This window comes from Sulfurovum sp. MH2-6 (assembly GCF_058374785.1).
In genome coordinates this window covers 149,381-171,701 of sequence record NZ_CM178170.1, presented here as the reverse complement: position 1 = coordinate 171,701, position 22,321 = coordinate 149,381, and the positions used below count along the sequence as shown (strand labels likewise).

20 protein-coding genes are annotated in these 22,321 nt (G+C 44.5%); 2 read left to right on the top strand and 18 right to left on the bottom strand.

Going from position 1 to position 22,321, the window contains the following annotated elements; translation table 11 throughout:
• Nucleotides 1-10: 10 nt before the first annotated feature.
• The 15 genes from pstC to AC4JOV_RS00770 all read right to left on the bottom strand — a co-directional run bounded on the left by pstC (nucleotide 11) and on the right by AC4JOV_RS00770 (nucleotide 19,941).
• Entirely contained in the window at nucleotides 11-862 is an 852-nt protein-coding gene (gene pstC / locus AC4JOV_RS00840; protein WP_229937012.1) for a phosphate ABC transporter permease subunit PstC, read from the bottom strand.
• Between the two features lie 298 nt (nucleotides 863-1,160).
• On the bottom strand, nucleotides 1,161-2,162 hold the full coding sequence (gene pstS / locus AC4JOV_RS00835) for a phosphate ABC transporter substrate-binding protein PstS (protein WP_229937013.1): 1,002 nt from the start codon (nucleotides 2,160-2,162) through the stop codon (nucleotides 1,161-1,163).
• Nucleotides 2,163-2,259: 97 nt separating this feature from the next.
• The gene (locus AC4JOV_RS00830; RefSeq protein ID WP_229937014.1) at nucleotides 2,260-2,943 is read right to left on the bottom strand and encodes a response regulator transcription factor; all 684 of its coding nucleotides are present in this window, start codon (nucleotides 2,941-2,943) and stop codon (nucleotides 2,260-2,262) included.
• A gap of 120 nt (nucleotides 2,944-3,063) precedes the next feature.
• Nucleotides 3,064-4,602 (bottom strand): inorganic phosphate transporter, encoded by a 1,539-nt coding sequence (locus AC4JOV_RS00825; protein ID WP_229937015.1) that lies wholly within the window; start codon nucleotides 4,600-4,602, stop codon nucleotides 3,064-3,066.
• A 154-nt stretch (nucleotides 4,603-4,756) separates the two neighbouring features.
• Nucleotides 4,757-5,926, bottom strand: a complete 1,170-nt coding sequence (locus tag AC4JOV_RS00820; RefSeq protein ID WP_229937016.1) for a putative porin — start codon at nucleotides 5,924-5,926, stop codon at nucleotides 4,757-4,759.
• Nucleotides 5,927-6,035: 109 nt separating this feature from the next.
• On the bottom strand, nucleotides 6,036-9,290 hold the full coding sequence (locus AC4JOV_RS00815; protein WP_229937017.1) for a carboxypeptidase-like regulatory domain-containing protein: 3,255 nt from the start codon (nucleotides 9,288-9,290) through the stop codon (nucleotides 6,036-6,038).
• Nucleotides 9,291-10,574, bottom strand: coding sequence for a tetratricopeptide repeat protein (locus tag AC4JOV_RS00810; RefSeq protein ID WP_229937018.1), 1,284 nt, complete (start codon nucleotides 10,572-10,574; stop codon nucleotides 9,291-9,293).
• 9 nt (nucleotides 10,575-10,583) lie between these two features.
• On the bottom strand, nucleotides 10,584-11,222 hold the full coding sequence (locus AC4JOV_RS00805) for an energy transducer TonB (RefSeq protein ID WP_229937019.1): 639 nt from the start codon (nucleotides 11,220-11,222) through the stop codon (nucleotides 10,584-10,586).
• A gap of 6 nt (nucleotides 11,223-11,228) precedes the next feature.
• Nucleotides 11,229-11,633, bottom strand: coding sequence for an ExbD/TolR family protein (locus AC4JOV_RS00800; RefSeq protein ID WP_229937020.1), 405 nt, complete (start codon nucleotides 11,631-11,633; stop codon nucleotides 11,229-11,231).
• The gene (locus AC4JOV_RS00795) at nucleotides 11,630-12,244 is read right to left on the bottom strand and encodes a MotA/TolQ/ExbB proton channel family protein (RefSeq protein WP_229937021.1); all 615 of its coding nucleotides are present in this window, start codon (nucleotides 12,242-12,244) and stop codon (nucleotides 11,630-11,632) included. Before AC4JOV_RS00795 ends, AC4JOV_RS00800 begins: the two co-directional genes overlap by 4 nt.
• Nucleotide 12,245: 1 nt before the next feature.
• The gene (locus tag AC4JOV_RS00790; protein WP_229937022.1) at nucleotides 12,246-13,577 is read right to left on the bottom strand and encodes a MotA/TolQ/ExbB proton channel family protein; all 1,332 of its coding nucleotides are present in this window, start codon (nucleotides 13,575-13,577) and stop codon (nucleotides 12,246-12,248) included.
• Nucleotides 13,577-14,341, bottom strand: coding sequence for a DUF3450 family protein (locus AC4JOV_RS00785; RefSeq protein WP_229937023.1), 765 nt, complete (start codon nucleotides 14,339-14,341; stop codon nucleotides 13,577-13,579). Before AC4JOV_RS00785 ends, AC4JOV_RS00790 begins: the two co-directional genes overlap by 1 nt.
• 150 nt (nucleotides 14,342-14,491) lie before the next feature.
• Entirely contained in the window at nucleotides 14,492-17,014 is a 2,523-nt protein-coding gene (locus tag AC4JOV_RS00780) for a beta-helix domain-containing protein (protein ID WP_229937024.1), read from the bottom strand.
• Between the two features lie 26 nt (nucleotides 17,015-17,040).
• Nucleotides 17,041-19,194, bottom strand: a complete 2,154-nt coding sequence (locus AC4JOV_RS00775) for a DUF5011 domain-containing protein (protein ID WP_229937025.1) — start codon at nucleotides 19,192-19,194, stop codon at nucleotides 17,041-17,043.
• 213 nt (nucleotides 19,195-19,407) lie between these two features.
• Complete coding sequence (locus AC4JOV_RS00770; RefSeq protein WP_229937026.1) at nucleotides 19,408-19,941, bottom strand: ankyrin repeat domain-containing protein; 534 nt, start codon at nucleotides 19,939-19,941, stop codon at nucleotides 19,408-19,410.
• 92 nt (nucleotides 19,942-20,033) lie between these two features.
• On the opposite strand from AC4JOV_RS00770, the gene AC4JOV_RS00765 reads away from it, so the two are divergent.
• Nucleotides 20,034-20,162 (top strand): hypothetical protein, encoded by a 129-nt coding sequence (locus AC4JOV_RS00765; RefSeq protein ID WP_256444098.1) that lies wholly within the window; start codon nucleotides 20,034-20,036, stop codon nucleotides 20,160-20,162.
• Between the two features lie 5 nt (nucleotides 20,163-20,167).
• Here the strand turns inward: AC4JOV_RS00765 and AC4JOV_RS00760 are convergent, their stop codons facing one another.
• The 3 genes from AC4JOV_RS00760 to AC4JOV_RS00750 all read right to left on the bottom strand — a co-directional run bounded on the left by AC4JOV_RS00760 (nucleotide 20,168) and on the right by AC4JOV_RS00750 (nucleotide 21,359).
• Nucleotides 20,168-20,482, bottom strand: a complete 315-nt coding sequence (locus AC4JOV_RS00760; RefSeq protein WP_229937027.1) for a YbaB/EbfC family nucleoid-associated protein — start codon at nucleotides 20,480-20,482, stop codon at nucleotides 20,168-20,170.
• Nucleotides 20,482-20,850 (bottom strand): aspartate 1-decarboxylase, encoded by a 369-nt coding sequence (gene panD / locus AC4JOV_RS00755; protein WP_229937028.1) that lies wholly within the window; start codon nucleotides 20,848-20,850, stop codon nucleotides 20,482-20,484. The genes AC4JOV_RS00760 and panD overlap by 1 nt, the downstream gene beginning before the upstream one ends.
• A 131-nt stretch (nucleotides 20,851-20,981) precedes the next feature.
• Nucleotides 20,982-21,359, bottom strand: a complete 378-nt coding sequence (locus tag AC4JOV_RS00750) for a (2Fe-2S) ferredoxin domain-containing protein (protein ID WP_229937029.1) — start codon at nucleotides 21,357-21,359, stop codon at nucleotides 20,982-20,984.
• A gap of 335 nt (nucleotides 21,360-21,694) precedes the next feature.
• On the opposite strand from AC4JOV_RS00750, the gene AC4JOV_RS00745 reads away from it, so the two are divergent.
• Nucleotides 21,695-22,216, top strand: coding sequence for a nitrous oxide reductase accessory protein NosL (locus AC4JOV_RS00745; RefSeq protein ID WP_229937030.1), 522 nt, complete (start codon nucleotides 21,695-21,697; stop codon nucleotides 22,214-22,216).
• Nucleotides 22,217-22,321 lie beyond the last annotated feature (105 nt).

The following is a 22,321-nucleotide window of genomic DNA, read 5'->3' as shown; positions in this document are numbered from 1 at the left end:
TTTTCCCTCCTTAAACCGTTTTTCTAAAAAAGTAAAACTTCGCCAGTGATATCAGGGCAAAACTGACGACAAACAGGATCAGTGCCAGATAGTACATTGCACTGATCTCAAGGTCCTGTGCTTCAGCAAAGTTGTTTGCAAGCAGTACCGGGATCGATGTTGTAGGGTCTGTAATACGGCTCGGGATACTCATCACCGAACCGATCAGGAAAGCGACTGCCATCGTCTCACCCAATGCACGTCCGAGTGCAAGTATGATCGAACCGATGATCCCGCCTTTGGCATAGGGCATCACTACATCCTTCACCACCTCAAACGTCGTTGCTCCCATCGCATAGGCCGACTCTTTGAGTACAGGGGGTACCGTATTCATCGCATCCCTGGTGATCGCAGCCATAAACGGGATGATCATAATCGCCAAAACAATCCCCGCAGTCAGCAGCCCTACTCCGTTACCGCCCATCGTAGACTGTACAATCGGCGCAAAGTAAAAGAGTCCCCACATTCCGTAGATAATACTCGGGATGGCCGCAAGCAGTTCAATGGCGATAGAGACCGGTTTGACCAGCTTATCATGTGCGATCTCAGTCAGGAAGATAGCAATCCCCATCGCAAGCGGTATCGCAATGACCATAGCGATCAATGTACTAAGCAATGTACCGACGATCGGTATCCCTCCCCCAAAGATACCTCCCTCATCATCCTCATCGACTTCCCATGTCTCACCATAGAGGAAATCTATACCGAATTCATGCAATGCCTCTTGTGCATAGCTGAAGAGTACGGCAAAGATACCGACAAGAATAAAAAAAGAGAGAGTAGCAGATAAAAATGAAAAATTTTTAAAGAGTTTACCACCCATGTATCACAACCTTCGTATTTATTGGGTGCGGAGTATATCCGCAAATGGTTACAAATATATTACAGGTCTGTTTCAGACGGAGCGTACCGTCTGAAAGCAAAGCCCCCTATCTGTCTCTTGAAAAAAATTTGTCATCCAGGCAATTTTATTTTCAAGAGATTGCTGACGCTGAGTCCTCTTACGACTCGGCATTTAGTGCCTTGCATGCACTGCAATTTAGTTGCTTGTCAGCAGAGTGCGCCCGAAGGAAGTGCCCTTGGGGCGCTCAACGGGCTTCAACTAAAGCTGTTTAAAATACTTACTTGATCTTTTTAGCTTCCCAGTATCTTCTGATCTGATCTTTGGTCTCTTTTGGAAGCGGTACATATCCAAGCTCGGTTGCTGCGGCATCTCCATTCGTATATGCCCACTCCATAAACTTGGTGACGTTTTTGTTCATTGCCTGTTTCTCTTCGGGGAGAAGAAGGAAAGTCGCTGCAACGATAGGGTATGAAGTAGCACCTGCCGGATCACCGATCACTGCGTAGAAGTCATTTTCAGGTGTCCATGTCGCATATTTGGCAGCCTCCTGGAATGATTCGAGTGTCGGGTTGATGAATTTACCTTCTTTGTTCTCGATCTGTGCTGCTGTCAATCCCAGCTTGGTTTTATACGAATACTCGATATAACCGATCGAGTTTTTGATCTGTTGGATATTTGCAGAGACACCTGAGTTGGACTTGCCTGCGATCACTTTAGCCGCTTTCCATGTCGGCTTTTTGCTCACGTTGATCTTCTCATCGATCTGGTTCAAAAAGTAGGTAAAGTTAAATGTCGTACCTGATTTATCCGCTCTCACCGCTACCGTGATAGGCTCATGAGGAAGTGACAATCCTGCATTATCCTCAGCAATCGCTTTATCGTCCCAGTGCGTGATCGAACCGTTAAAGATACCCGCCACTGCGTTACGGCTCAGCTTAAGTTCACCGTCTTTTACCCCCTCAAGGTTGTAGGCAAGTACCACAGAACCGACGACTGTAGGGAACATATGAAGTTTGCTTTTTTTGAGCTCTTTTTGCTTAAGGGGTTTATCTGAACCGGCAAAGTCCACCATTCTTTTCTTGATGGATTTTACCCCGTCACCTGAACCGGTAGGGGTATAGTTTACCTTGACGCCTGTTGCTTTATAGTACTCTGATGTCCATACTTTATAAAGCGGTGCAGGGAATGATGCCCCTCTTCCTTTAAGTTCCTCTGCATATGCAGTGCCTGCTGTCAGCGTAGCGATAAGCGCCGCTGTAAACATTTTCTTCAATGTCATGATCTTTCCTTCATAGAGTTATCTGTTTTGCGTTGTGGCAGAAGTATAAAGTAAATTGATTACAAAATTGTTACGACACGGAGAAGGAGACGATACGCTATCCGAGTTTATACCCTACGCCCCAGATAGGGATGAAATACTCTTTCACGCCTTCGGGATCTATCTTCTTTTTCAGGCGGTTGATAGCGACATTGATCGTCTTATCATGAAAATGTTCACTGTCATCTCCCCATACCTCATCACGAAGAAACTCTCTTTGCAGTGTCTGATGCGGATTTTTGACAAAGGTGTAAAGCAGTTTATACTCCAGGTTGGTCAGATCAACCTTATGCTGATCCACATAAAGCTCTCTGGCCTGATTATCGAGAATCAGATCTCTATACCGTAGTTTTTCACTCTGTTTTACACCGCTTCGTCTTAAAAGTGCTTCAACCCTAAGCAGAAGCTCATTGGTGTTAAAGGGTTTGGTGATATAGTCATCCCCTCCCCTCTTAAACCCCTCTTCAAGCTCACTGTCTTTATCTTTGGCAGTCAGAAAGATCACAGGGGTATCATAGCCTATCTCCCGCATATATGCGACAAACTCACTCCCCTCAATCCCCGGAAGATTACGGTCAACGATCAGAAGTGCCGGAGACTCCTCCTCTATAAACCGTTCTACATTATCAGTAGAGAGAAACCCCGTGACATCATACCCCTCTTTACCGAGACGATATTCCAAAAGTTCCAGAATATCCTCTTCATCCTCTATAATTACAATTTCTGCATTCTTTCTTTCCATAGTCGAATCATAGTATCTAGTGATTACATTTTGATTACAAGAGGGAGTAAAGGAGAGGGGTTAAAAAGTTTATCGGGAGAGAAAGCACTTTCCTGAGAAAAGTGCCTTAAAAAAGAGAGCTTAGGCTGCCAAACCTTTTATCACGTAAAAGGTAATCGCTGAGACGATCGCTGCGGCAGGTACGGTAATGACCCACGCTGCGATGATCTTCTTCACTAGTCCGCGCTTCACATAGTTTTCTCTCAATGCGCGTTTGATCGCTTTGACCTTTTTCTTCTGTGCTTTATGCGCTTCCATAAGTTCCACTTTTTTCTTATAGTCATCATCGGTACATGCATCAAGGCTCGCTTTGATCTCATGCTGCTTAGCCGTCTCATTCTGAAGTTTCTGCTGTTTTTCTCCCATACTCTTACTGTCAAGCCACTCCCTTAGGAATCCGACACCGAACACTGCACCCACGGCAATATGTGTTGAAGAGACCGGAAGACCGAGCTGAGATGCGATCACCACGGTAATCGCCGCTGCCATCATGATGGAGAAAGCTCTCATCTGGTCAAGCTCAGTGATCTCCGAACCTACTGTACGGATCAGTCTCGGACCAAAGAGTGCCAAACCGATAGAGATACCGATACCGCCTGTCACCATGACCCAGAGAGGAATGGATGCTTTTTCAGAGACCTTCAGACTTGTCAATGCATCATTCACGGCTGCCAACGGTCCTACGGCATTGGCAACGTCGTTCGCACCGTGGGCAAAACTGAGTAGCGCTGCAGCAAAAATCAGAGGAATGGTAAAGAGTACATTGATCGCCTCTCTGGAGTTATCCATACCGACCACTTTTTTTGCTACCCTCGGCTTGACCATAAAAAAGGTAACGACCCCGCCGATCAGACCAAACATCAGGGCAACCGAAAAAGTCGGTTTTTTCTCCTGAGGCAGAAAACTCAATATCTCTGTGACCGTACCCCACACATGTTTCAGCCCTTTAATTGTCAGATAAGTGATAAATGCCGCTGACATGATCGCTACCAATGCAGGGACAACTTTCTTCGCTGCGCCCAGTCTATCTACTTTATAGATAATCTGTGACTTGATGATATAGAGGAACAGGGCAGCGATCACACCTCCAAGTACCGGGGAGATCACCCATGAGGCAGCGATCTTCCCCATCGTTCCCCAGGAGACGATCGCAAAACCGCCCGCTGCGATCCCTGCGCCCATGACACCACCCACGATTGAGTGTGTGGTAGAGACCGGAGCTTTCATCCAGGTAGCGAGGTTGAGCCAGAGCGCTGCAGACAAAAGTGCCGCACTCATCGCATAGACAAAGACCATCGGATCATCTCCAAATGCATTCGGCGAGATGATCCCCTTTTTGATCGTACCGACCACGTCACCTCCGGCAACGAGTGCCCCCAATGCTTCAAAAACCGAAGCAACGATCACTGCACCACCGATCGTCAGTGCGCCTGCACCTACAGCCGGCCCGACATTGTTGGCCACATCATTGGCACCGATATTCATCGCCATATAGGCACCGAAAAGTGCAGCCAGTACCAGAAAACCGCCGTGAGATGCCTGTCCGATAATACTGTTGGCATACCATGCCACAGTAACCGCAAAACCTGCACCAATCAGTGCTTTGATTGTATTGTTCATAATTGTTATTGTTCCTAAACTCTTAATACTAAAAGTATAAATAAAATATACTAAAACTTGTTACCATTTTCGTCAATTTCTGATAAGTAAGAAATAAAATAAAAAAAGGTGGACAAAATGCCCACCTTTAGAAGGGGTATATCATCATATGATACTAGAATTCAATGATAGCATCCAGCTGTACACGCTCATAGTCTGCATCCGCAGGATCACCGACTTTACTTCCATAGAGTGTATTGATGAAGTAAGTACCGGCAAGATATGTGTTTTTACCAAATTTATATTTTGTTCTGATAGCATGACCTTTGGCTGCAGTACCACCACCGAAGTTATCTGAGTCAGAGTGTGCACCGAATACCGCATCTTCCTGTATATCAGTATAAGAGTATTTTACCTGCCAGTCACCAACTTCTTTAGCCTTACCGAGTTGAAATGCCAGATCATATCCAAAGTTATTGTCATCTGCAGCTGTGTTGTATGCTACCCCGGCAGCTATTGCGAATGGTTTGCCAAGCACATCTTTGAACTTGAGTTCTGCAAATCCTTCTACGATATGATAATCATTTGTATACACACCGTCCACGACAGTGTTACCCATATCTTTACCGTAAAGAGGCGTATTGCCCTTTAAGCCATCATAATAATAGATACCGGCACCCACATTAAGTGTTGCGTTCTCTAACTTTGTTTTTTGCACATATTGGGCCAAAAAGAGGTTCACATCGTCCGCAGCAGTCACATCTTCCGCATAACTCGGTTGGTTGATACCTGCAGTGATGATCTTTGTATCGTCCTGGTACTGATAGTTCAACCCGTTCATTGAAAGATCGTTATCCCAGACAAGCTGTGATTTGATAGGTCTATACATCATATAGGGTGATCTACCTATTTTCCAGATAGAGTTACCGGATGTATAATCAATAGCTAAAATATTGAATCTAAGCGACTGGAAAAAGTAGTCTGCCAGTCCTTCCGTATCCTTATTCGACTCGACAAAGGTTTGGTTACCTGAAGTGGGGTTACCAAAACCACTTCTCATACCAACTTCAAATTGAAGATTATCAGTAATATCAATATGTGAGCCTAGTCTTAAACGATATCGACCAAGATACTTGTTACTTTCACTGCCATCATAATAGTCAGTCTCTTTGCTCTCATATCTTACTCTTAAATCACCTTTAAAATGGATTCTATCGAAGATGCTTTTTTCAGTTACCGGAGTAATCTCTTTCGCTTCTTCTATTCGTTCAACCGGGTGACTAATGTCCGCCTCAGCCATTGCTACTGTCGCTAATGCTGCTATTGATAGCACGATCTTTTTCATCTGAAACTTCCTTATGTTTAATTGACGGAAGTATAAAAAAAAAGTATTACAAAACTGTTACCAATGTATAGTGAAAGACTTCAGCACACCAAAATGCATCGTTCAAGCCCTAATATTTGTACGATACTGAGAGCTTCAACTCTCTCCCTTTTTTGAATTTTTTAGTCGCATGCGCTTCATCCTGCTGATACCATACCGTCTCCTCATCCAATAGATTCCCAAGCTTCAGTTTAAGCGTTAGACCGTTAGTGAAGTTTTCTATCCATATGAAGTCTAGTAGTGCAGCAGGGTCTTCCATATAGTCAGGATATGCCAAGATACCCTCAGCAGTATCTTTGAGACCGACTTTTCTGATCCTCTCCCCCATTTTGTTATATGCCAAAGTAAGACTTCTTTGACTCAGTTCATAAGAGAGTGCTAAGTTAAGCACTGTTTTGGAAAGACCTTGCAGTTGTCTGCCATCTGTGCTCAACTCCTCTTTCTGCTCATCACTCAGAGTCACTTCCGAGTCAGCATAAGTAAAGTTACCGGAGAGATACACATCATCCAAGCGTGTATGTAAAAAGCCCAGTCCTTTTCTTCCATCGATCTCGATACCTTTGATCGTAGCATGCTTCGCGTTTTGGAAAGAGTATATCGCGCGTGACGATGAACTCTCCTGTGTATCTTCGATAGGATCATCCAGTGTTTTATAGAACAGACCAAGTTTGATGCTCTCAGTATCAGAAAAGTAATGGCTGTATTTCAGATCATAACTGTTGATGATCGTATGTTTCAAATCCGGATTACCCTTGATATCCGCGATCTCATAAGGGTGTGAGTAGATCCCGCTCGATGCCTCTCTGAGATCCGGCAGGATATAGGTTTTCGAATATGCAGCATCTACGGTGTTCTCTTCATTGAACTTGTATTTTACAGAAGCACTCGGGAAGAGTTGATTATCCAATTCAAGTGTGTGGTCATACTTTTGATAGGTATTGCTTTTACTCGAATCATACTCTTCACCGGGGTGTTCTCTTCTGCTGTATAAATAGTATAAAGTGGTAGTCTGTTCTACATTCACCCGGCGTACACCGACCAACACGTCTATATCTGTGGTTGGCTTCAAAAATGTACTGAGATACAAACTTGACTCATCCACGTTGGCATCAAAGTAGTTCTTTGCCTGTGTATAGTTTTCGAGCGTAAAGCGTCTGTCATCAAACCAGATATCAGGGCGGACATCCTCATCATAGATCGTATCAATATCATCGGTAAACTCTGTCTCATCCCCATTGATCTTGATACCCAGTGAGTTCATCTTTGATTTTCTTTTTTTGTTACTGCCTGAGTAACCGATATCGATGTAGTCTTCTTCACTGAAGAGATCGATAAAAAGTTTGTTTTTCAGATAAAACGCATCTACTTTATCCTCTGAAACCAGCCTTTTTGCAAACTGGTTGGATGTCTTTAGAAGATAGGCATCTTCACCGCTGTCCAAACCGTCATCATCTACATAGATATATCTGAAGTTATTGGGTTGATTTAATTCTGCTTTCGCTTTTTCCAACCCAAAACTAAATGCATTCTTTTTATCAAAGAGTTCATAATCAAAATCACCGTTGATCTGGTCTGCCTGCAGCGTTCTCTCTTCCCACTCCAGGTCATAGTAGCTGAAGATCTCACCCGGGTTTGATCCAAACTCTCCCACGCTTAGTTTTGTCCCTTTCAGTCCGGTGTGGGTATACAGTTTGGTATATTTGATATTGAATACATCGGCAAACGTGTAACCGAGATTGAAGATGCCTGATTGAGAGTATTCAGAAGTTGATCTGAGAGCGACTCCATTATTGGTAGGTATATCATTCAGTGTGCTATAGATACGATCCTCCGGCGCTGCTTCCGGGTTTTCCGGTACGGTCTGATCGATGTCATACTTATAGAGCTGCTCTTCTCGATACTGATGCTCCTGAGAGTAACCATAGTTACCGAAAACCGTGATCTTATTCTCATCATCAATATCATAATTCTGAGACACTTCCATCCCGATGCTTCCGCCTATAGGTAAAGCGTCATTGGTAAGGTTATATTTTCTATCCCCTACATACGCTTGGATAAATCTTGAAAGATCTTCTTTTAGAAAGTATCTGGTTGTGAATGAGGTAGGGCTTTCTCCGATAACGACATCCGTTAGATCCAGTAGCTCTTGGCTGATCTCTCTATACCCGTCATCAAATCCTCTCCAGTCACTGTCACTTCCCTGGTAACCGATTACCTTATCCCCGGTATAACTGTTTGCTTTCAGCCCCATAGAGATTTTAATATAGTCATCACTGGCATGGTCTTTGGTTCTGATATCCACATATCCACCACCGAAACTTGCAGGGATATCTGCAGTACCGCTCTTTTGAACCTTCATCGAACTGATAACACCTGATGGAAAGATATCCAAAGGGACAACCCTTTTGGTAGGATCCGGTGAAGGAAGAGGCATTGAGTTCATCTCGATATTCGAGTATCTGTCACCCAAGCCGCGTACGTAGATACTTTTCCCGTCTACAAGCGTAACACCGGTAACTCTTTTCAGGGCACTTGCTGCATCACTGTCACCCTTTTTGGACATCTCTTCAGAACCGAGTATATTGGTTACGGCACTGCTTTTTTTCTCCTCCTGCATCACATCGGCAAGACTTCCTTCGATTTTAGGTGCCAGTACGACAAACTCTTCAAGCTCCATACTCGCCGGTGTCAACTTCACCGTTCTGGAAAGCACCCCGTCCTTTTTCACTACGATCCCGCCGATGGTCTGGGCACTATACGCTGAGTGGACCACTGAGATACTGAGCGTTTTCCCTGAAGGTACCACAGCGGAGAAACGCCCCTTCTCATCACTTCGGACATCTACAGAGGTACCGCGTACAAAGATTCTCGCCCCTGCTATGGGTGTATTCCCTTCTGAAGAGAGTATCCTACCCGTAAGTTTCCCTTCTCCGGTAGCAGCCTTCTCTTCTCTTTTTTCTGATGCAGCCACGGCTACAGGAGTATCGATATCGATACTGTCTGCACCCTTTTTTGAGAGTGTTGCAATCACTTCGGTATTTCTACCCTTCTTGATTTGAATCGGTTTTTTAAAATACCCCAGGTTTTGTCCGCTTGCACTTTTCCCGAATATCTCAAGCCGGTGTCTTCCTGCAGGCAGTGATACTTTTAACGCACCGTCTCTGTCCGTTTTGTAAGCGCGTTTACCGTCTATTTTGACTTCATTTTTAACCAACGGCTTCCCGTCACTAAAAAGCAATACTGAAAGTGTACCCTTCTCTCCTTCACTGGCGATAGCTGCTAACGGTACAATCACTAACAGTAATATATGCAATAACTTCTTCATCTATAGACACTCCAGGCTGTTGTTTCTACATTTTTCAATATTTTTACGGATGACCGTTGCTTTAGAGAAAAGCTCATCATCTTCGATCTTCTTAAGCTGCGCTTCTGCTTCTTCATACTCTTTGACCATATAGTACGAGTATGCCAATGCATAACGCATGGTGTCATTTTGCAAAAGGCCGTATCTATCCAATGCGTCTTTGAGTCCGATGATCTTCTCAAACTCACCTTTACCGATATAGATCGCTACTTTCTGTTTGGTCTTCTCCTCTTTGTCTTTCATCATCGAGTTCAGGTAAAGTGCATGGGCAAGTGCGCCGTTTCTTCTATACATCTCTGCCGCTTCTTTGAGATATTTGGCATCATAGAAAGAACCCTCTTCAAAAAGGTCTGCCGTGATATGGGGCATCTCTTTTTGGTTATAGTAATGTCCAAGCAGGATATGTACTTTTGCCGAAGAGGGGAACTCCAACTTCGCTTCTTCCAGAACCTTGATAGCCTGTTCAGATTCACCCCCGCTTTGAAGCATCTGCGCCAAAGAGATATACTCTTGTGCATTTGCCGGTACCTTTTTCATGTATGCCTTGGCAGCCTCGATAGATGCCTGGTAAAGCTTCAGTTCCGCAAAATAATAGAACTTCTGTTTCAAGAGTGTTGCATCTTTAGGAAAAAGTTTGCTTCCGCGACTGAGCGCATCGATGGATGAACCTTTCTGACCGGCTTTCCAGTAACACTCTGCCCGCAAAGTAAAGAGCGATGCACTTGCACGTCCCTTGACTCCAGCAGCATCCAGGGCATGTACTGCATCGAGATACTGCTCAGCCTTATAATAGGCTTGGGAGAGATAGAGGTATATCTCCTCTATTTGATCTTTTCTCAACTTCTCCGGATCAAAAACCGGTGTTTGCGCTACAGGCTGTTCCGGCTTTTCCGTATTGGAAAACAGCTTAAAGAGATACTCTCTTTGTGGCATCTCTTCTACCGGTGGGGTATAGACCTTCTTTCGGGTTGCCAGGATCGCTTCTTTAAATGCACTGATTGATGCTTGGTACTTCTCATTTTTCAGGAAGATCAATCCTCTCATATTGTGATACTTATCCCAGGCGATCTCCCTATGGGAATCTTTGGCGCTCTGGAGCGCTTCAAGCGCCTTATCATATTTACCGTCATAGTACATGATAGTAGCGATCTCCATATGGTTGATCGTCTGCTCTTCAGTCTCTTTTGCCTGAAGCATCACTACAGAGAAAAAAACGACGGTTAGTGTCACTAATTTTTTCAACATCTTTTTACCTTAATTTAAATCGAAGCGAACTTTCTGCTTCGCCCATACTTTTACAGGATTTCCTTTATACTTTGCAGGTGCAAAACGCCAGCTTCTTACACCTCTCAGTGCGGCCTGATCAAACACTCCTGCCGGACTTGACGCGATCACTTTTGCCAGTTCCACACTTCCGTCTTTTCCGATCAGCAGGTTCACGATCACATACCCTTTGATACGTTTTTTCGCTGCTGCAGGCGGATACTCCAACGGAGCGCGGGAGATCACTCTAGGCTTACTATCAACGGTACCCTCGCTCATCGCGGCATCCGCTGCGACATCTCCCAAAAGATTTCGCCCGTCACCGACGATATCCCCTGTAGCAAATTCAGGGATATTCATTGCCAAACCGCCCAACATCGCACCGAGATCAGGAAGCGGTGCTTTGGGTTGTGCTTTTGGTTTTGGCTTCGGTTTCGGTTTCGGCTTTTCTACTTTAGGCGGCTGTTTCGCTGTCTTGACATAACGCATCGGGTCTTTGACTTTTTTCTCTCTCTTTTCGACTTTTGCATTAAAAGAGACAACAAGCACCACCATCAGCAGTGAACCGATCCCCATCGCCCACAATGCAGATGATTTGGCACGCTCTTTATTAAATTTCTCTCTTGCCATTCTAGATTATCCCATCTCTTTGGAGGTAGAGACAGCTACGTCTTTTGCACCTGACATACGACACTCATCCACGACATCGATCAATGTCTCTACCGGGATCGTATCATCCGAGATCACCAGTACAGACTTCTCCGTCGCCGTTCTCAAAAGATCTCTCAGCTTGCTCTGGATCGCCCATAACTGTACCGGCTGGTTGTCAATATAGACCTGGGAGGTGTTGTCAATATAGACACGTACTACCTTGGAGTCTGCCTTGCTTGCACTTGCCGCCGAAGGACGGTTCAGGTCCAGTTTCATATCTTTGACAAATGTAGTCGTCACCATGAAAAAGATCAACAGGATAAAAACCATATCGATCAACGGGGATACATCTACACTGTCTACTTCTTGTTTTTTAGGTCTAATTCTCATTGCGCATCCTTCGTGGATATAATATCTGTGATCTGTTCGAATTCAAGTTCATAACGGTCTGCCTGTCTGTCCAGTACACGCCCAAGGATCAATCCCGGTACGGCTACTACCAGCCCAAGCTCAGTGGTAAAAAGCGCTTTGGAGATACCCCCGGAGATACTTGCCCCCTGAGAGAACATCGAACTGTTCTGAAGCGCATCAAACGTCTCGATCATCCCTACAACTGTCCCCAAAAGACCGACCAGCGGAGCGAGAACCACAATCGTCTTGATCATAATCCTGTAGCTGTTGACATCACTGTAGTAGGGAAGCAGTACGCCGTTGATATGCTTTCTTACATTCGCACCGATCGCTTTGGCTTCCTCTGCGGCTTGAAGTGCATCAGAAACGGCATAGTCAAGCAACCCTCTCATCACCTGCTTTTCACCTCTTTTTTCATGCTTGTTGATCAAACGGCGAATATTTCCTTTGGTCCCTCTTTTAAGGATAAAATAGCGATATCCCAAGCCATACCAGAGAAAGAAGTTGAGCAGGAAAAGTACCCACATCACTACCCCTCCGGCATTCATAAGCTCGACAAATCTGCCGACAAACTCAAATGGCGAAAACATCTTAACCTCTATGTTTCTCATAAAGGTTTACGATGTGCAATGCATTCTGCTCCATAGAATCCTTGATACTCTGTGCCCAGCCGGAGAGCAGGTTTCCGATCAACAGAAGCGGGATCGCTACGATAAGCCCCTGCATTGTCGTAACAAGTGCCGCTGAGATACCGCCTGAGAGAAGTTTCGGATCACCTGTACCAAACTCTGTGATCACATCGAAGGTTTCGATCATCCCTGTTACCGTACCCAGTAGCCCCATCAACGGTGCAACCGCTGCGATCACCAGTACAAAACTGCCGAATCTGTCAATCTGTGTACTTTCATTAAGGATATTTTCCATAATGACATCTTCGACATGTTCCCTGTCTTTATCGATATTTCTCAGTGCAGATTTGATCACTCTGGCAGTGGATCCCTCATATCCCTTGATGGCATCAAGTGCTTCATGCTTTTTACCGCTCTCTACTTTTTCTATCACCACCTGAGTGATATCATTGACATTGGTACTTGCTCTCATCAGGTTGATGACTCTCAGTCCCAAAAGAACCAGACCGAAAACACCAAGGGAAAAGATGATATATCCGATCACCCCGCCATCCTCCAGGGTATCAGTAAAGCTCTTCTCTTTGACGTAGTCAACCTCTTTGTCAAGGTTCTCATAGACAAAGATATCAATTGCATTACCCGGGTTTTTCGCATACAGTGCTTTAGCATCGTCCGATGAACCAACCGCGTTCCACAGTTTGTATGATCCATTGCCTGCCGGTGCCAATGCCCCCGCTGCTTCTTGTGCGATACCGTAGGCTGCGATATTACCTACTCTGACGATATCCCCTTTGACTTTTTTCCCGTCCGGAAGATAAAACGCACCTTTTTCATTTCTCAAAGAAGAGAGTTCACGGTAAAGTGTTGTAGAGACAGAGAGTGCCTGCCCTATCTTCTGCACGTCAGTGGTTTTGTTATCATCGGCAAGCTTTACACCATAAGGTTCGAGTGTCAAACGCGCCTGATTGACAACATTGCCTACAAGGCCGCCGTTATCCTCTTTATCTGCAAGTGCTTTCGTGAGTTTTTCAAGTTTTTCACTGCTTACTTTTGCCTCTTTGGAGATCTCCAAAAGTGTTGACTGAAGTGCTTCGACCTTCTCCTTGGAGAGTTGAAGATCTTTTTCCTGTTGCAATTGATCCGATTCAAGTCTCTTTTCCAGTTCTGCTTTTTGTGCTTTAAGAAATGCATACTCTTTTTGGTAGGCTCTCTCAAGCTCACCTGCCTGTGTTACTGCAGTAAATGCAATAAGTGTGAAAATCGTTAAAAATTGTTTCATGATCATTCTTTTCATTAGTTCACTCCTCTTGTCAGCAGCGCATTTGGAAGCGTGAAGTATCCTGTACGGATCTGCTTCTGCAGGGCATCAAAAAGATCGATGATCTGGTCACGCTCAACACTATCAGTTGTCACAACATAGTCATACTGCTTACCGCTTTGCTTGACATACCCTACCCTCTCGTCAGGTGTCGCAAAGAACATCATCACTGAACCCACTTTCGCGATCTTTGCCATCGTTGCTTTACCGTCCAGGGTGATCTCCTGCTTGAACTGTCCGATCTCTTTGGTCAAACGCAGTGCATCATCATAGCTTGCCCAGGTAAGTGCCAAGGCTTTTTCCTGTGAGATGTTTTTATTGTCGAGATCACTTTTAATCTGGTGCAGTGCAGTGATACGCTCATCCACTTTGAAGGGGATACCTGCCTTGATCTCTTTTTCCAATGCTGCCAGTGCATCATAAACGATAGGTTTAAGATCAACCGTTGTGCTTCCCGTAGCCTCAAGTTTCTCTTCTGTCTTTTCGATATTTTGTTTGGTCAGCTTGAGTGCGGTTTCCTGTCTGTTGATCTGTGCCTCGTTATCAGAGATCTGAAGGGCATAAGATTTCATTTGAGACTTATATGCATCCTTGTTATTGTCTATCCGGCTATAGAGAGTCTCCACATCCGATCTCAGTTCCATGATAGACTTGACCATCTCATCTTCTGCTGTAAGCTGAGGAGAACAGAAAAAACTAGCGCATAACGCTGCCGATACTATGCTTTTGGGCATTGCCATAATTTACTCCAAGAGGTAGAATTTGGCGAATGGTAACTTAGGATAGTAACAAAGTGGTAACAAATTTGTTACAAAAGTATGACAGGGAAAAGGGAGAAAAAAGAAGAAGAGTGATAAGAGACAAGCGGATGCCTGTCCCTTAAATAAGAATTAGTAACTGTTCCCGGCACCTGCATTAAATTCGTTCTCAAGTGTCGCAGCCGAAGTACCGGTAAACCTTGCACCGGTTGATGAACCATCGATCGCGACATTCTCAAATGAGATATTCGCTGCATCAACTGTATCAGATACACCATCTGCACTCATAGAGTAGATCGCACCATAGGCATCATCTACGTTATCTGTGATCGTACCGTTAAGGAAGTGTCCGCCGATACCGTCTTTCTTGAAGTAGATACCACCCTCTTTTGCTGAACCGTTTTGAACAATGTTGAATCCGTCAAATGTCGCATGTGTTGTTCCTGACATCTCGATCGCTGCATTACCTGTTGTTGTGGTGATGTTAAGATTTTTTACTGTACCTGCATAACCGTCATCGATATCGAAGTAGTCATCTGTACATCCTGTGATCGTGACGTTTGATACATTCACCGTACCACCCCAGATCTCAATACCGTCATCATCTGATAGGTCAACTGTGATGTTCTCAACCACAGTACCCGAACCTACACCTACCATCGAAAGACCGTTGATCTCTTTATCTACATCCATTGTGATACCGGAGTTAAGAATCTTCACATGTCTAAGGATACCTGAGTTATCTGCAAGATCTGTATCCCCTGCGATAAATGAAGGATCTACCTCATATGGTTTTACCTGAGCGTTCGCTGCATTACCGATGATGGTCAGACCACCCCATTGCCCTACTGCCGGTGCTTCACCGTCAATCGCTACTTTTGTTGACGTAAAGGTAATAGGCTCTGCTTCTGTACCGTCAGCGATGATCTTCCCGCCTGCATCGACGATCATATATGATGTCTGTTCAGCTGTACCGTCAAATCCTGCGAGTGTAGTTCCCGGCTCGATTGTCAATGTCGCTCCGCTCTCTACGACAACAAGACCGTCGATCAACCATAGTTTGTCTTTTGTCAGTGTCATATCACTTGCGATACTGCTTGGCAGTGGTTCCTGTGGTTTTAGATTACCATTACTATAGATATTCTCAAGCGTCGCAGCCGAAGTACCGGTAAACCTTGCACCGGTTGATGAACCATCGATCGCGACATTCTCAAATGAGATATTCGCTGCATCAACTGTATCAGATACACCATCTGCACTCATAGAGTAGATCGCACCATAGGCATCATCTACATTGTCAGTGATCGTACCGTTAAGGAAGTGTCCGCCGATACCGTCTTTCTTGAAGTAGATACCACCCTCTTTTGCTGAACCGTTCTGAACAATGTTGAATCCGTCAAATGTCGCATGTGTTGTTCCTGACATCTCGATCGCTGCATTACCTGTTGTTGTGGTGATGTTAAGATTTTTGACTGTACCTGCATACCCGTCATCGATATCGAAGTAGTCATCTGTACATCCTGTGATCGTAACGTTTGATACATTCACCGTACCACCCCAGATCTCGATACCGTCATCATCTGAAAGATCAACCCTGATGTTCTCAACCACAGTACCCGAACCTACACCTACCATCGAAAGACCGTTGATCTCTTTATCTACATCCATTGTGATACCGGAGTTAAGAATCTTCACATGTCTAAGGATACCTGAGTTATCTGCAAGATCTGTATCCCCTGCGATAAATGAAGGATCTACCTCATATGGTTTTACCTGAGCGTTCGCTGCATTACCGATGATGGTCAGACCACCCCATTGCCCTACTGCCGGTGCTTCACCGTCAATCGCTACTTTTGTTGACGTAAAGGTAATAGGCTCTGCTTCTGTACCGTCAGCGATGATCTTCCCGCCTGCATCGACGATCATATATGATGTCTGTTCAGCTGTACCGTCAAATCCTGCGAGTGTAGTTCCCGGCTCGATTGTCAATGTCGCTCCGCTCTCTACGACAACAAGACCGTCGATCAACCATAGTTTGTCTTTTGTCAGTGTCATATCGCCTGTGATACTGCTTGGCAGTGTTTGTTGTGGAAGTGTTGCAGTGTTTCCACCCAAGGTCACAGCACCCGTAGCATGGTCAAAACTATAATTTGTATAGTCATCACCAGTGATACTGTTGGCATTATTGATCGTTTCACCATCTTTTACGATCTCAAAAGAACCCGGATTACCCGCTAATCCTTCATAAACCCTATCAGCTACATCATAGTAAAGCATAAATGCTGCACCTTCAGGAATAATCTCTTTTTGCGTATAGTAGAAGTTTACATCATAACAGTTTCCTGCCATTTTCGATGCACCACCTTCACCAGTGGCACCATCTTTAAGTGCAGGGAAACAAAGCTCTCCATTGTTATATGCAGGGAAACTACTGAACTGACCATCGATTTGCGTAAGATCAGCAGGTTGAATCTGCCCTGCCTTATGGGTATATACTTTCGCTACGGACGGCATGACCAATGCATATTGTGTTGTATCTGCACTATCATAGGCAACATAGAAACTTGTATTTGTATAGTCTGCTGCATAAAGTGAACCACTTAATGCACATACCGCTGCAATTGAACCTGCTAATGACTTTGGCTTAAAAAACATTTTATCTCCTCTTATTTATTGAAAAATCAATCTTCACATTGACCCGTGATCGGGTTCACATTTTGACACTGTGCAGCTTCTACAACCACCGTTCTGCTTGCACTTCCTACATTTCCTGCGTTGTCAGTTGCCGTCCATGTGACCGTATAGGTCCCAGGGGTTGAAGTATCTACGCTTCCTGACTCTACCGGGGTAAGTGTTCCATCGACATTGTCTGTCGCTGAAGCACCGGCATCGCTGTAGCTGTCACCTACGGTGATCGTCACCGATGCATCACCGTTCAGTGTGACAACCGGTGCTGTGGTATCTTCAACCACATCTTCACATTGACCCGTGATCGGGTTCACATTTTGACACTGTGCAGCTTCTACAACCACCGTTCTGCTTGCACTTCCTACATTTCCTGCGTTGTCAGTTGCCGTCCATGTGATCGTATAGGTCCCAGGGGTTGAAGTATCTACGCTTCCTGACTCTACCGGGGTGAGTGCTCCATCGACATTGTCTGTCGCTGAAGCACCGGCATCGCTGTAGCTGTCACCTACGGTGATCGTCACCGATGCATCACCGTTCAGTGTGACAACCGGTGGCGTTGTATCTTCAACCACATCTTCACATTGACCCGTGATCGGGTTCACATTTTGACACTGTGATTGTGCTTCTTCAACGATCACCGTTCTGCTTACGCTTCCGACGTTACCTGCCGTATCTGTTGCCGTCCATGTGACCGTATAGGTACCGGCAGTTGACGTGTTCACGCTTCCTGACTTTACAGGGGTAAGTGCTCCATCCACATTGTCTGTCGCTGTCGCACCGGCATCGCTGTAGCTGTCACCTACGGTGATCGTCACCGATGCATCCCCGTTCAGTGTGACAACCGGTGCTGTGGTATCTTCAACCACATCTTCACATTGACCCGTGATCGGGTTCACATTTTGACACTGTGCAGCTTCTACAACCACCGTTCTGCTTGCACTTCCTACATTTCCTGCGTTGTCAGTTGCTGTCCATGTGACCGTATAGGTCCCAGGGGTTGAAGTATCTACGCTTCCTGACTCTACCGGGGTGAGTGCTCCGTCCACATTGTCTGTCGCTGTCGCACCGGCATCGCTGTAGCTGCTACCTACGGTGATCGTCACCGATGCATCCCCGTTCAGTGTGACAACCGGTGGCGTTGTATCTTCAACCACATCTTCAACTACGATAACCGTTCTGCTTGCACTTCCGATGTTGCCTGCAGTGTCTGTTGCCGTCCATGTGACCGTATAGGTACCTGCTGTTGATGTATCTACACTTCCAGACTGTACAGGAGTTAACACACCATCAAGATCATCTGTCGCTGTAGCACCTGCATCGGTATAACTCTCTCCTACTTTGATCGTTACTGTAGCATCACCTTGAAGTGTTACAACCGGGGCAACAGTATCCGCAACAACAATGACGGTTCTGCTTATGCTCCCTGTATTACCTGCTTGGTCTGTTGCGGTATATGTGATAGTATAAGTGCCTGCTACGGATGTATTCACAGATCCTGATTTTACAGGGTCCATACTACCATCGAACGCATCGTAAGCAGTTGCTCCGGCATCCATATAGGTATCTCCGGTCCGGAGAGTTACCTGTGCATCACCCTGCAGTGTGACTACCGGGGATGATGTATCTTGTGCGGAGAGGTGTGCTTTCGCTGTTTTGGAATCAACCAATGTCACATCCACAGTATCAAGTAGTGCTTGTGCTTCAGCCTCAAAGCTGTACAGTGTTGGATCCAACGCTTCTGTGATTGCATCTGCATAGGATTCTACGATGGTAATTCTCTCACTGATATCGCCGTCATCATCCAAGCTCTGTATCAACTGTGCCAATCTTACTGCTGCGGTAGCATTAGTTGGGTAAAGCTTATAGGGTGTGATGACCATATCTTCTACAAAATCAACCGGTCCGATTGTCATTGCACCTAACTGGAAAGATACATTGTCCCCATAGTTACAACTGAATTTACCATTCGCATCAGTGACACCACTGATTCCGGATGTATTACAAGAGAATCTTAGGTTTTCTACCGGTGAATCGACAAATGTAGCGGTAGCATCACCTGATGTACCACTACTACTTCCTCCGCATGCAGAGAGAAGAAAAGCTGTTGATACCGAACACACGGATAGAGCTATCTTTGTGTATTTCATTGACATTCCTTAAATATTTTATGCGGTATCTTAGATGAAATTAATAACAGTTTGGTAACAAAAATAAGGCATTTGGTTACCATTTGATAACATAGAGGGGAAAGTTGTGAATAGTCGTAAAAGTGAAAAAGAAAAGTAAGCTATCAAACAAGATAGGCATAAATAAAAAGAGGGGTTTTTAGGGGGAAAGATATATAAAAGTGGAGAGGAGAATTACTCCTCTTCAGGATAGACGTTGAACTTTGCTCCCTGTTCAGAGAGAAACTCCACCATCTTTTTCTGCCCCAGCTTCTTGGCGTAATCTTTGGGAGCCATGCCCGCTCTGTCCGATGCATTGACATCCGCTCCATTGTCAATCAGCAGCTTCATCATATCAATATCGGAAAAACAGGCTGCCAGCATTGCCGGGGTGATACCGCTTTTCCGTGTCGTCTCATTGAGATCAAATCCTTTATCGATACAGAACTGGATCACATCCATACGTTTAAACTTGATCGCAACGTCAAGTGCAGAGATCCCGTCACTGTCCTTCTCAAAAAGGTCTGCACCGTTTTCAAGCAACAGTTCGATCAACTCCAGCGAGGCGTACTTTCTTATCGCATAGAAAAGCGGGCTGATCTCATCATAATCCTCCAGCTCATACTCTTCACCGATGATGATAGGTTTAGTGATATCTATCCCGTTTTTTATCAGTGATTTCAGCTTTGCAACCGAGTCATTCTCTATGGCTTGCGTTACTTCATTCATACCGTCTATCCTTGTCTGTTACCATTTGGTAACTATATTTATATACCATTGCAGAGTCTCAACTAACAATATCCAATACAAAAGGAGAAGAGATGAAAATAAGTAAAACACTTAAAAAAGTGATTAAATCGGAAGGGAAAAACTCACCGGTATCCAGAAAGATCATTGCCCTTAGATCATCTAAAGAGTTCAACTATCTTATCGATTCGGAAAAATCCTAACCAACCTATTTTGAACCAAAAGGGTTCATTCCACCCATCATTCCCATTGCCTGGGACTTTTTGTTATCTTCTACCATCTTATTGACATCATTCATAGCCGAGATCAACAATATCTGCAAAGACTCTTTATCTTCCAGGAGTGAATCATCAACCGTAATATCTACGATTTCCCCTGCACCGTTGGCAGTCACCGTGATCATGCCTCCACCTGCTTTTGCAGTAAACTCTACGTTTTTTGCCTGCTCCTGCATCTCTTTGGCTTTTTCCTGGATCTGCTCCATCATTTTGCCCATATCACCCAAGTTTAAACCCTCAAACATTATTCAAGTCCTTCAAACTCTTGAGCGATACTGTTATCATCTTCCAAAATTACAATCTTTGGTTTAAATGTATCTGCTTCTTCTTCACTCATCGATGCATAAGCGATAATGATAATCTTATCACCCTTTTGTACTTTTCTTGCGGCTGCACCGTTCAGACAGATATCTCTTTTCCCTCTCTCTCCGGGGATGATATAGGTAGAGAAACGCTCTCCGTTGTTATTATTTACGATATCGACCTTCTGACCGACACGCATATTTGCCGCATCCAAAAGATCACGGTCGATCGTAATAGAACCTACATAGTTCAGATTCGCATCCGTTACCGTTGCTCTGTGAATCTTACTGTAAAACATTGTAATGTTCATGCACTTTCCTATTTACTATTAAAATTGTTGGGATTATACCAAAATACTTCATCGCTTTCTATTATACTGAAAATTGAGAGGAAATAATGAGGTATCGCAGACCGGATGTCCGCGAAACAAATTTAAAAGAGTTATCTAGCGACAGATGCCGGAGGGATCGGTTCTCCCCACATCGCTTCATCGATCACATATTCAGAGACTACATTTCCGCCGATGATATGCTCGTCAATGATTCTATCGATCTTCTCTTTTGTCAACCCTACATACATCGTATGTCCAGGTTCTACTAGCATTACAGGACCCTGTTGACAACGGTTTAGACAACCTGTCTGGATCGGTTGTACGGTTGCGATAATCCCTTTTTGCATCAAAGTCTGAGCAAGATGCTGGAAAAGCTGCTGTGATTCAGGATCATTCTGTTTTACACAGCTTGGTTTTGGCATCCCCGGAGGTGCCGACTGCTGGCACTTAAATATATAAAACGCCGGTTGTGGTATACCTTGCATCATTATGAATCCTTTATGGTTTTATTTAAGAGTATTTTACTCCTATTTACTTAATTTAAGATTAGGTTATACAATAAGCAAAATAACGCATCTAGATTTTCAGTACCGTGTTTCAATAATATGCTTTTACGCAAATTGGCGGAATCGAAGTGATCACCCTCTTGAAGCATTTTATTTTCAACTTACTATATACTAGCTCCTTCCCCCTTCATTTGCAAATTCTATACCTGCTTATACCATACATATTACAATGAACATTCATAGCTTTTAAGTTATACTTGTCACTCTTATTCACAATTGTGTCATAAAAAACTCACCATGAGAAATAAAGGGTTGCTGTGAAAACCATCTATGCTGTTTTAACGTTTTTGGGCACTTTGCTTATCATCGGATGTAGCACCAAGTCTGAACCTGTACCCCCGAATACCTATACACGTTTTCAGAGTGTACCTTCATCTCAGGCTACCCTGCTGCAAAAAGGAAAACATAAAGCGCATTGTATCGTTTGCGGTATGCATCTTCCAACGTTTTATAAAACCAACCATGCCGCTACAACCAAAGAGAGGCAGACAAGACAGTACTGCTCACTGCACTGTTTTGTCCATGACAATGAGATGAACACGATTGACCTCTATGATGTCAAGGTCATAGATGTCACTACATTGAAGTTTATCTCTGCACAGAGTGCTTACTATGTTGTAGGGAGCATGAAAGAGGGGACGATGACCCGTTTCAGCAAATATGCTTTTGCCAAACGGAAAGATGCCGATGCATTTGTACAAAAGTACGGCGGTCATGTGATGAACTTCTATGACGCCTACACCATCTCGATGCAGGACTTTACCGAAAATGGGGAATAACGTTGGCAGGTAGCAGATGAGGAGCGTATAAAGATCGTGAATAGTTTCACGATCTTAGCGACGGAACCGGAACGGTCGGAACAAAGTGTAGCCGTGAAGGCACAG

What these genes read in the sequence shown, in the direction of transcription:
- pstC (WP_229937012.1), bottom strand. Translation starts at nt 862, where the DNA reads ATGGGTGGTAAACTCTTTAAAAATTTTTCATTTTTATCTGCTACTCTC.
- pstS (WP_229937013.1), bottom strand. Translation starts at nt 2,162, where the DNA reads ATGACATTGAAGAAAATGTTTACAGCGGCGCTTATCGCTACGCTGACA.
- AC4JOV_RS00830 (WP_229937014.1), bottom strand. Translation starts at nt 2,943, where the DNA reads ATGGAAAGAAAGAATGCAGAAATTGTAATTATAGAGGATGAAGAGGAT.
- AC4JOV_RS00825 (WP_229937015.1), bottom strand. Translation starts at nt 4,602, where the DNA reads ATGAACAATACAATCAAAGCACTGATTGGTGCAGGTTTTGCGGTTACT.
- AC4JOV_RS00820 (WP_229937016.1), bottom strand. Translation starts at nt 5,926, where the DNA reads ATGAAAAAGATCGTGCTATCAATAGCAGCATTAGCGACAGTAGCAATG.
- AC4JOV_RS00815 (WP_229937017.1), bottom strand. Translation starts at nt 9,290, where the DNA reads ATGAAGAAGTTATTGCATATATTACTGTTAGTGATTGTACCGTTAGCA.
- AC4JOV_RS00810 (WP_229937018.1), bottom strand. Translation starts at nt 10,574, where the DNA reads ATGTTGAAAAAATTAGTGACACTAACCGTCGTTTTTTTCTCTGTAGTG.
- AC4JOV_RS00805 (WP_229937019.1), bottom strand. Translation starts at nt 11,222, where the DNA reads ATGGCAAGAGAGAAATTTAATAAAGAGCGTGCCAAATCATCTGCATTG.
- AC4JOV_RS00800 (WP_229937020.1), bottom strand. Translation starts at nt 11,633, where the DNA reads ATGAGAATTAGACCTAAAAAACAAGAAGTAGACAGTGTAGATGTATCC.
- AC4JOV_RS00795 (WP_229937021.1), bottom strand. Translation starts at nt 12,244, where the DNA reads ATGTTTTCGCCATTTGAGTTTGTCGGCAGATTTGTCGAGCTTATGAAT.
- AC4JOV_RS00790 (WP_229937022.1), bottom strand. Translation starts at nt 13,577, where the DNA reads ATGAAAAGAATGATCATGAAACAATTTTTAACGATTTTCACACTTATT.
- AC4JOV_RS00785 (WP_229937023.1), bottom strand. Translation starts at nt 14,341, where the DNA reads ATGGCAATGCCCAAAAGCATAGTATCGGCAGCGTTATGCGCTAGTTTT.
- AC4JOV_RS00780 (WP_229937024.1), bottom strand. Translation starts at nt 17,014, where the DNA reads ATGTTTTTTAAGCCAAAGTCATTAGCAGGTTCAATTGCAGCGGTATGT.
- AC4JOV_RS00775 (WP_229937025.1), bottom strand. Translation starts at nt 19,194, where the DNA reads ATGAAATACACAAAGATAGCTCTATCCGTGTGTTCGGTATCAACAGCT.
- AC4JOV_RS00770 (WP_229937026.1), bottom strand. Translation starts at nt 19,941, where the DNA reads ATGAATGAAGTAACGCAAGCCATAGAGAATGACTCGGTTGCAAAGCTG.
- AC4JOV_RS00765 (WP_256444098.1), top strand. Translation starts at nt 20,034, where the DNA reads ATGAAAATAAGTAAAACACTTAAAAAAGTGATTAAATCGGAAGGGAAA.
- AC4JOV_RS00760 (WP_229937027.1), bottom strand. Translation starts at nt 20,482, where the DNA reads ATGTTTGAGGGTTTAAACTTGGGTGATATGGGCAAAATGATGGAGCAG.
- panD (WP_229937028.1), bottom strand. Translation starts at nt 20,850, where the DNA reads ATGAACATTACAATGTTTTACAGTAAGATTCACAGAGCAACGGTAACG.
- AC4JOV_RS00750 (WP_229937029.1), bottom strand. Translation starts at nt 21,359, where the DNA reads ATGATGCAAGGTATACCACAACCGGCGTTTTATATATTTAAGTGCCAG.